The organism is Nostocoides jenkinsii Ben 74, from assembly GCF_001046875.1.
GTDB classification, from domain to species: Bacteria; Actinomycetota; Actinomycetes; order Actinomycetales; family Dermatophilaceae; genus Nostocoides_A; species Nostocoides_A jenkinsii.
Genome location: NZ_HF571038.1, coordinates 2,495,806 through 2,502,951 on the forward strand (window position 1 = coordinate 2,495,806; position 7,146 = coordinate 2,502,951).

7 protein-coding genes are annotated in these 7,146 nt (G+C 70.3%); 4 read left to right on the forward strand and 3 right to left on the reverse strand.

The window, feature by feature from the left end; translation table 11 throughout:
* Positions 1-153 precede the first annotated feature (153 nt).
* Both BN13_RS11895 and rplQ read left to right on the forward strand, forming a co-directional pair.
* Positions 154-1,176 (forward strand): DNA-directed RNA polymerase subunit alpha, encoded by a 1,023-nt coding sequence (locus tag BN13_RS11895; protein ID WP_048547115.1) that lies wholly within the window; start codon positions 154-156, stop codon positions 1,174-1,176.
* Between the two features lie 26 nt (positions 1,177-1,202).
* Positions 1,203-2,204: a 50S ribosomal protein L17 gene (rplQ, locus tag BN13_RS11900; protein WP_048547118.1), complete on the forward strand. Its 1,002-nt coding sequence runs from the start codon at positions 1,203-1,205 to the stop codon at positions 2,202-2,204.
* Positions 2,205-2,352: 148 nt separating this feature from the next.
* Here the strand turns inward: rplQ and BN13_RS11905 are convergent, their stop codons facing one another.
* The 3 genes from BN13_RS11905 to BN13_RS11915 are packed head-to-tail and all read right to left on the reverse strand — an operon-like array spanning position 2,353 to position 4,060.
* On the reverse strand, positions 2,353-2,931 hold the full coding sequence (locus tag BN13_RS11905) for an MFS transporter (protein WP_048547120.1): 579 nt from the start codon (positions 2,929-2,931) through the stop codon (positions 2,353-2,355).
* 33 nt (positions 2,932-2,964) lie between these two features.
* On the reverse strand, positions 2,965-3,534 hold the full coding sequence (locus tag BN13_RS11910) for an MFS transporter (RefSeq protein WP_048547122.1): 570 nt from the start codon (positions 3,532-3,534) through the stop codon (positions 2,965-2,967).
* A gap of 37 nt (positions 3,535-3,571) precedes the next feature.
* Complete coding sequence (locus BN13_RS11915; protein ID WP_048547124.1) at positions 3,572-4,060, reverse strand: GNAT family N-acetyltransferase; 489 nt, start codon at positions 4,058-4,060, stop codon at positions 3,572-3,574.
* 134 nt (positions 4,061-4,194) lie between these two features.
* Here BN13_RS11915 and truA point away from each other — a divergent pair, with 134 nt between their 5' ends.
* A complete protein-coding gene (gene truA / locus BN13_RS11920; RefSeq protein WP_048547126.1) occupies positions 4,195-5,031 on the forward strand; it encodes a tRNA pseudouridine(38-40) synthase TruA in 837 nt (278 codons plus the stop codon).
* A gap of 173 nt (positions 5,032-5,204) precedes the next feature.
* Complete coding sequence (locus BN13_RS11925; RefSeq protein WP_235434028.1) at positions 5,205-7,052, forward strand: methylmalonyl-CoA mutase subunit beta; 1,848 nt, start codon at positions 5,205-5,207, stop codon at positions 7,050-7,052.
* The last annotated feature ends 94 nt before the right edge of the window (positions 7,053-7,146 follow it).

Here is a 7,146-nt window from a genome sequence, read left to right on the forward strand (position 1 = left end):
CCGCCCTAAGGGGCGACATACCCGTCCGCTGTGGTCTGTGGTTGGCCGCAGGCCAGTAGTGCCGCGCTCAGACAGACGGGCGGGGTGCGCGCGTGAGAGTCGCGCACGCGACGGGCATCAAATAGCGGGTGTCCCTCGAGGAAGAAGAAGATAGTGCTGATCGCACAGCGTCCCGTCCTCACCGAAGAGGTCGTCGCCGAGAACCGCTCGCGGTTCGTCATCGAGCCGCTGGAGCCGGGCTTCGGCTACACGCTCGGCAACTCCCTGCGCCGCACGCTCCTGTCGAGCATCCCCGGCGCGTCCGTGACCAGCATCCGCGTCGACGGCGTGCTGCACGAGTTCTCCACCGTCCCCGGGGTCAAGGAGGATGTCACCGAGATCATCCTCAACATCAAGGGCCTGGTCGTCTCCTCCGAGGAGGACGAGCCCGTGGTGATGTACCTCCGCAAGCAGGGCGCCGGCGCCGTCACGGCCGCTGACATCGCCCCGCCGGCCGGCGTGGAGATCCACAACCCCGACCTGCACATCGCGACCCTGAACGACAAGGGCAAGCTCGAGATGGAGCTGATCGTCGAACGCGGCCGCGGCTACGTCTCGGCGCAGCAGAACAAGTCCGGTGACCAGGAGATCGGCCGCATCCCGGTCGACTCGATCTACTCGCCGGTCCTGGCCGTCACCTACAAGGTCGAGGCAACCCGTGTCGAGCAGCGCACCGACTTCGACAAGCTGATCGTCGACGTCGAGACCAAGAACTCGATGGCTCCCCGCGATGCCATGGCGTCTGCCGGCAAGACCCTCGTCGAGTTGTTCGGCCTGGCCCGCGAGCTCAACGTCGAGGCCGAGGGCATCGACATGGGCCCGTCGCCCACCGACGCCGCGCTGGCCGCCGACCTCGCCCTGCCGATCGAGGACCTCGTCCTGACGGTCCGCTCCTGCAACTGCCTCAAGCGTGAGGGCATCCACACCGTGGGTGAACTCGTCGGTCGCAGCGAGGCGGACCTGCTGGACATCCGCAACTTCGGCACCAAGTCCATCGACGAGGTCAAGGCCAAGCTTCACGACATGGGCCTGAACCTCAAGGACAGCCCGCCCGGATTCGACCCCACCGCGATGTCCGACGGTTATGACGACTTCGACGAGGACGACCTGTCCTTCGCCGAGGACGAGCAGCTCTGAGCGACCACCCCAACTAGGAGATTCACATGCCTGCCCCCAAGAAGGGTCCCCGCCTCGGAGGCGGTCCCGCGCACGAGCGGCTCATCCTCGCAAACCTCGTGACCGCGCTCTTCGAGCACGACGCCATCACCACGACCGAGGCCAAGGCCAAGCGCATGCGCCCGCTCGCCGAGCGCATGGTGACCTTTGCCAAGCGCGGTGACCTGCACGCCCGCCGTCGCGTGATGACGATCATCCGCGACAAGGGTGTCGTCCACCGCCTCTTCGTCGAGATCGCGCCGGACATGGCCGAGCGTCCCGGCGGCTACACCCGCATCGTCAAGATCAGCCCCCGCAAGGGCGACAACGCCCCCATGGCCGTGATCGAGCTCGTCCGCGAGCCGGTCTCGGCCAAGCCGAAGCGCGCCGTCGTCGCTGAGGCCGAGGGTGCGACCAAGCGCGCCGCCAAGGACAAGAAGGCCAGGGCTGCCGCGGACGATCAGGACGCCCCGGTCGAGATCGAGGACGCCGCCGGTGCCGCAGCGGACGACGCGGCCGTCGCCGCTGAGGTCCAGGACGCTCCGGTCGCCGACGAGGTCGCTGCGGTCGAGGCCGCCGAGACCGACGCCGCCGCGGAAGGTGCTGCGGTTGAGGCCGTTGCCGACGAGGCTGCCGCCGCTCCGGTTGCCGACCTGACCGACGCCGAGCCGGTTGCCGCCACCGCGGCAGCTGGTCTGGTGAGCGACGCGGGCTCGGCTGACGCTGCGTCCGACGCTGCGGTGGAGGAGGCCCCGGCGGCCGACGCCACCGAGGCCGCCGCTGCTGTCGAACTGCCCGCGGGTGCTGTTGCTGCGAACGCCGACGGCGCCGCCCCTGAGGGCTACACCGTCAAGGGCAACGCCGACTCCGGGCTCTACCACGTCCCCGGCTCGCAGTGGTATGACGCCACCGAGGCCGAGTTCTGGTTCAAGTCCGCCGCCGACGCTGAGGCTGCTGGCTTCAAGCCCGCCGGTGGCGCCGCGAAGCAGAAGGTCGACGACGAGGCCTGAGCCTCGTCATACGCCTGATTGAAGGCCCCGCTCCCACTTCGGGAGCGGGGCCTTTGCTTTCCCCTGGGACACATTTGCGCCCATTGCCGGAACGTGGACATACGCAACGGCTCATCTTCGTTGAGTATGTCTAGGTTCTCTCCCAGACTCAGGTCGTCGCGAACTGGCGGGCAAGCGGGAGTATGCCGAGAATCAGCACCATCGGGACGGCGAAGCCGATGCGCAGGTTGCCCGAGCCGACGAGCCCGGTCATCACCGCCCCGATGAGCGCTCCCGCGTAGTTGAACTGGTTGAAGCGTGCGACCACCGCATCGAGCCGGGCGCGGTCGGCGCCGGGCCCACCCGCGAGCCGTGCGGCGGCCGTAAAGCTCAGCGGCGCGATGACCCCGACGCCCAGTCCGAGTAGCGCGAAGGCGGCCACGGCAACCGGTCCCGAGGGGGAGGCGACCAGCAGCGCCAAGGCCGCTGCCGCGATCAGGGCGCCGAGGGAGATCGTCCGCGGGCCGCCGAGGCAAGCCCGCGTCGCAGCGGCCCCCATCCGCGCCGCGAGCGCGGCGACGAAATACGGAAGGGTCGCCCAGGCCACGGAGCCGACCGCCAGACCGTGGACCGTATGCAGGAAGACCGGCCCCCACGTCGTGGCGGCGGTGTCGACCTGTAGAACAGCACGGCGCCGCGCCGACGAGGCTGATCTGGCGCCAGGGAACGGTGATGATTTGGCCGGCATCGGCCGGGGTGTCGTGGCGTTGGAAGGTGGCGGTCAGCAGCAGCACTGGGACGATGGCCAGCGGCGCCACGGCCCACGCCAGGGGCCCGTCCCCGGTGAGCAGCGCCAGCACCGTGGCGAGGATTCCGCCGGTCGTCCACCCGGCGTGCAGTCGGGAAGCAGGGTCCTGCCCGCGCGGTGCTCCAGGGCGATGCCCTGCATATTGCTCGCCGCGTCGACCATGCCGACTGCCAGGCCGTATGCCGTGACCCCGCCCCCCAGCGCGACAAGGCTCGGTGCCAGACCGATGCCCGCGACGCCAATCGACAAGCCGGACAGCCCGATTCGCAGGGCGGTGGCACTGTCGCGCCGGGTGGCGATCTGCTCGGCCAGGACCGATCCGGCCCCGGACAGCAGCACCATCGCCAGCAGGATCAGGGTGAGTCCGAGTTCGCCGAGGTCGAAGCGGTGTTGCAGGGCGGGGAGGTGGGTCGTCATACCGATGAACAGGAGGCCCTGGACGGCGAAGGCGCCGGCGACGGGCAGCCATTGCGCGGGCGGCAGGCTGTGGACCTCGACGTTGGCGAGCTCGTGCTCACGTGGGTCACTGTGGACCTTTGTCACTGCCGAGTAACTTGCTGCCGCGAGGGCGCAGTCGAGGTCAGAGCGGCAGATACATCACGTGCAGCCCGACATCGCCGTGGCGGCGCGAGCGGAAGGCGCCGGGGACGGTGCCGATGATCGTGAAACCGAGGTCTTGCCAGAGGCGGACGGCTGCCGTGTTCGTCTCGACAACCGCATTGAACTGGATGGCGAGGAAGCCCTGCTGCCGGTGCCAGGCGATCATGTCTTCGGCCAGCGCGCGCCCGACGCCGAGCCCGCGGGCGGCCGGGCCGACCATGAAAGACGCCGTGCCGACGTGGTCACCGCGGCCGGGCCGGTTCGGCCCCATCTTCGCGGTGCCGAGGACATTACCGGTGTCGCCCACGGCGACAACGACTCGGCTCGGCGGCCCCTCCATCCACCACCCGCGCGCCTGCTCGCTGGTGGCGGTGTCGGGATACGCATAGGTCTCCCCGTCGTCGACAATCCCCTTCCAGATCGGCCAGATCGCCGCCCAATCCTCCGCCTCGGCCTCCCGTATCCGCATGGTGCAGAACCTATTCCGTCGGCCGGCCCGGGGCCAAGGAAGTTCTGCTAGCAGCAGTTAGTCAACTGCGGACACCTTGCAAGCTGTCCGCAGTTGACTACCTTGTGCTGAGTTGACCGGGGGATGATGGGCGGGTGCGGATCCGCCTCGAGCTTGGATATGACGGCACCGACTTCGCCGGGTGGGCCGCCCAGCCGGGGCTGCGGACGGTCGAGGGGGAGTTGTCGGCGGCCCTCACCACCTTGCTGCGCGCGCCCGAGCCCGTGCGCCTGGTCGTCGCCGGCCGGACCGACGCCGGCGTCCACGCACGCGGCCAGGTCGCGCACGCCGACATCAACCACGATGCGTATGCCGCCCTCCCGGGCCGCTCGTCCCGCTCACCGGAGCTGGCGGCTGCCACCCGGCTGCGCGGCATACTCCCGCCCGATGTCGTCGTGCACCGAGTCACCAAAGCACCCCCAGGCTTCGATGCGCGCTTCTCGGCGACGCACCGGCGCTATCGCTACCGGATCAGCGACAACATCGCTGCCAGCGATCCGCTGCGCCGGCGCGACACCGTGACGCTGGGCGACCCGCTCGACGTCGACGCCATGCACGAGGCAGCGCAAAAGCTGTTGGGGCTCAATGACTTTGCCGCTTTCTGCAAGAAGCGCGAGGGCGCCACAACGATTCGAACCCTGCTCGATTACTCCTGGCACCGCACCAGCGAGGGCATCGCCGAGGCCACCGTCATCGCCGATGCCTTCTGCCACTCGATGGTCCGCGCCCTCGTCGGCGCCGTCGTTCCTGTCGGGCTCGGCCGCGCGGACGTGAGCTTCCCTGCGGAGGTGCTGCGCGCCGGCATACGCGACCCTCGGGTCAAGGTGATGCCCGCGCACGGCCTGTCGCTGGAGGAGGTCGGCTACCCGCTCGATGACGAACTCGCCAGCCGGGCCGAGGCCGCGCGTGCCCTCCGGTGCCTGCCCGGCTAACCGCTCGATCGACCGCTCGGCGCCCGCCCCGGCCGCTGTGCCGAACCTCTCCCCCCAACTGGTCAGCCGCTTCCTCACTCGTCGATAGGCTGGAATCCGACCGGCGAGGCCGCCGGACGCGTGCCGTCTCGACCTCGCCCGCCGCGGTTGTCCGGTTGCCCGAAGGAGCGCGCATGTCCGAGTCGATGACCCTCGCCGGGGGCTTCCCCGCGCAGACCCACGAGGACTGGCAGCGCCTGGTCGCCGGTGTCGTCAACAAAATCCGCGCCGAGGACGCGAAGCTCGCGCCCGCCGACGCCGAGGCGTCCCTGCGCACCACGCTCGCCGGTGACCTGGTCATCGACCCGCTCTATTCGCGCCCGGCCGACGCCCGCCCACTGGGTGTCCCCGGCGCGATGCCCTTCACGCGCGGCCGGGCGCTGCGCGATCCCAACCAGCCGTGGGACGTCCGCCAACTCCACGACGACCCCGACGCGGCCCGCACCCGCGCGGCGGTTCTCGACGATCTCGAGCACGGTGCCACGTCCGTATGGCTGCACATCGGCGCCGACGGCATCGCCCCCGATGCGGTGGCCGAGGCGCTCGCCGATGTGCGCCTCGACCTCGCCCCCGTCGTCGTCTCGTCGTGGGACGCTCAGCCCGCGGCTGCCGAGGCCCTTCTCGCGGTCCTGCGCGGCGCCGCCGTGGCCAGCGGCAACCTCGGCCACGACCCGATCGGCGCGGCGGCGCGCACCGGGACGACGCCGGACCTCAGCGGACTCGTCGGGGCAATCGGCGGGCTCGACGGCCTTCCCGAGGTGCGCGCCATCACCGTCGATGCGCGGGTCTACCGGGACGCCGGCGCGAGCGCCGTCGACGAGATCGCGTACGCCGTCGCCACCGGCATCGCTTACCTGCGCGCGCTCGCCGAGGCCGGCATCGAAGCGCCAAAGGCGTTCCCGCACATTGAGTTCCGCATCTCTGCGACCGCCGACCAGTTCCTGACGATCGCCGCACTCCGCGCCCTCCGCGCGCTATGGGCGCGCGTCGGCGAGGTATGCGGAGTGCCCGAGTCCGAGCGCGGCGCCCGCGTGCACGCGGTCACCGCGACCCGGATGTTCACTCGCGAGGACCCCTGGGTCAATGTCTTGCGCAGCACCATCGCGACCTTCGCCGCCTGTGCGGGCGGCGCCGATTCGATCACGGTCCTGCCCTACGACACCATCGCCGGCCTGCCGGAGAAGTTCTCGCGGCGCTTAGCACGCAACACCCAGATCGTGCTCGCGGACGAGGCCAATATCGGCCGCGTCACCGACCCCGCGGGTGGCTCCTACTACGTCGAAGACCTCACCCGAGATGTCGCGACGAAGGCGTGGGCCGTCGTTCAGGCCGTCGAGGCTGCCGGGGGTATGCCCGCTGCTCTGGCCAACGGCCTTGTTGCGCAGCGGATTCAGGAAGCCATCGCTGAGGAGGGAGCGCGCATCGCCACCCGTCGCCAGCCGATCACCGGCGTCTCGATGTTTCCCTTGGCGGGGGAGCAACGCCTGGCTCGCCGGTCCCGTGCTGACCTGCCCACGCGCGACGGTGCGCTGCTCCCGCGGCGGGATGCCGCGGCATACGAAGGGCTCCGGGATCGCTCGCTCGCCTTCGCCGCCCAGGGTGGCGTCGCCCCCAGTGTCGCGTTGGTGGCGCTCGGCGGGCGCCGCGACTTCGGAGCCCGCGAGACATTCGTAACCAATCTGCTGGCGGCTGGTGGGATCGAGGCGAGCCTGTTCGAGGGCGCGTCGGCGGCCGCCGATGCCACGGCGACAAACCCGAGCGTGGCCGTGATCGCGAGCTCTCCCAAGGGGTATGCCGCGCATGCCGCCGACGCGGTGGCGACCCTGCGCGAGGCCGGCGTCCCGACGATCTTCGTCGCCGGTCGCGCCAAGGAACTCGGGGCGACGAGTGTGGACGGCGAGATTTACGACGGCATGGATGTGGTCGCCTTCCTCTCCGGCCTGCTCGACAGACTCGGCGTCCCGGCGGAAGGAGCCCTCTGATGACGACAATCCCCGACTTCGCTCGAGTTGCACTCGGGTCTATGGAGCCGACTGAGCGCAGCGAAGGCATAGCCGTTGGGGGGGACTCGGGGGG

Excerpts from the sequence above, each read along its gene's own strand:
- rplQ (WP_048547118.1), top strand. The coding sequence starts at position 1,203 with ATGCCTGCCCCCAAGAAGGGTCCCCGCCTCGGAGGCGGTCCCGCGCAC.
- BN13_RS11905 (WP_048547120.1), bottom strand. The coding sequence starts at position 2,931 with ATGCCGGCCAAATCATCACCGTTCCCTGGCGCCAGATCAGCCTCGTCG.
- BN13_RS11915 (WP_048547124.1), bottom strand. The coding sequence starts at position 4,060 with ATGCGGATACGGGAGGCCGAGGCGGAGGATTGGGCGGCGATCTGGCCG.
- BN13_RS11925 (WP_235434028.1), top strand. The coding sequence starts at position 5,205 with ATGTCCGAGTCGATGACCCTCGCCGGGGGCTTCCCCGCGCAGACCCAC.